This window comes from Microbacterium sp. K41, assembly GCF_004794395.1.
In the GTDB taxonomy this organism is placed as follows: domain Bacteria; phylum Actinomycetota; class Actinomycetes; order Actinomycetales; family Microbacteriaceae; genus Microbacterium; species Microbacterium sufflavum.
In genome coordinates this window covers 1-1,265 of record NZ_SSDO01000408.1, presented here as the reverse complement: position 1 = coordinate 1,265, position 1,265 = coordinate 1, and the positions used below count along the sequence as shown (strand labels likewise).

2 protein-coding genes are annotated in these 1,265 nt (G+C 73.4%); one reads left to right on the top strand and one right to left on the bottom strand.

Going from position 1 to position 1,265, the window contains the following annotated elements; genetic code table 11:
* Positions 1 to 37: 37 nt before the first annotated feature.
* On the bottom strand, positions 38 to 478 hold the full coding sequence (locus tag DW309_RS12765) for a DUF6194 family protein (protein WP_136036230.1): 441 nt from the start codon (positions 476 to 478) through the stop codon (positions 38 to 40).
* A gap of 61 nt (positions 479 to 539) precedes the next feature.
* On the opposite strand from DW309_RS12765, the gene DW309_RS12760 reads away from it, so the two are divergent.
* On the top strand, positions 540 to 1,265 hold a 726-nt coding region (locus DW309_RS12760; protein WP_240753208.1), incomplete at its 3' end, for a MerR family transcriptional regulator.

The following is a 1,265-nucleotide window of genomic DNA, read 5'->3' as shown; positions in this document are numbered from 1 at the left end:
CGCTGCCCCTCGGTCATGCCCTGAGCGGTGCCCACGGTCACCGCCCTCGGCGCTCGGCCCGGCGGCGGGCGGTGTCGTGTGCTTCGCGGAGCAGGTCGAGCACGGTGTCGGCGGTCCGCTCGCCCGGTTCGATCACGCAGACCCACCCCGCGTCGCCGTACAGCGGATGGCGGCGGAACACGTCGGACGCTGTCGGCTCGGGGTCGGACGGCACCAGGGCCGCGGCGCGCTCCCGGCCGACGTGGATGTTGACGCGGAACCGTCCGGTCGCGGTGAGGTCCGACGACGCGTCGTCCGGGTAGTCCTTCGTGATGATGGTGCCGAAGGGCTGCGTGCGCTCGGGCATCCGTCCGTCGGGGGCGAAGAAGAAGTAGGCGTCGCCCCACGACAGCTCAGGGAACTCGCTCCCCGGCTGCGGCGTCATGGCGAGCGCGCCGTCGAACGATCGCACGGCCTCGATGATCTGCTGTCTGTCCATGCTTCAATGGTCCGGTTGCAGTGCTCATGGAGACGTGGCTGCGGAGAACAGGGGGTTACGGGTGAGCAACCCTCCAGAGCGGGTCAGGAGCACGGCGGAGATCGGCCGGAGCGTCGGCTACTCGGTGCAGCAGGTCCGCGACCTGGAGCGGCTCGGCATCATTCCCCCGGCGGTCCGCGCGGCGAACGGCTACCGGCGTTACGGTGCACGGCACGAGACCGCGGCGCGGGCCTACCGGGAGCTGGCCGCGGCCATCGGTCCGGTGGCGGCCCGCGCGCTCATGCCGATGCTCATCCGGTCGTCGGTCGAACGGGCCGCCGAGCGCATCGATGCCCTCCACGCCGACCTCGCCGACGAGCGCACCCGGGTGCGGGAGGCGCTGCGCGGTCTGGAGGTCGCGGTGTCCGACGCCGACGACGTGTTCGACGACGCCGACGAGATGACGGTCGGTGAGCTCGCCCAGGCTCTCGGCGTGCGGACCTCGGCGCTGCGCCACTGGGAGCGCGAGGGGCTCATCCGCCCGATGCGCGACGGCAGGAGCGCCCGCCGCTACGGCTCGGGCGCGATCACCGAGGCCCGCGTGGTCGCCGCACTCCGGTCGGGCGGCTACGGGATTCCGGCCATCAGCCGGATCCTGGAGGAGCTGCGGGCGCACGGCGAGAACGGAGGGCTGCAGAGCATCCTCGCCGCCCGGCTCGACGCCCTCACCCGCCGCAGCGTCGCGCTGCTGGCGGCGGCGGGCAGCCTGCATGCACTGCTCGCCGACACCGACCGCGCGGGCGGCGCG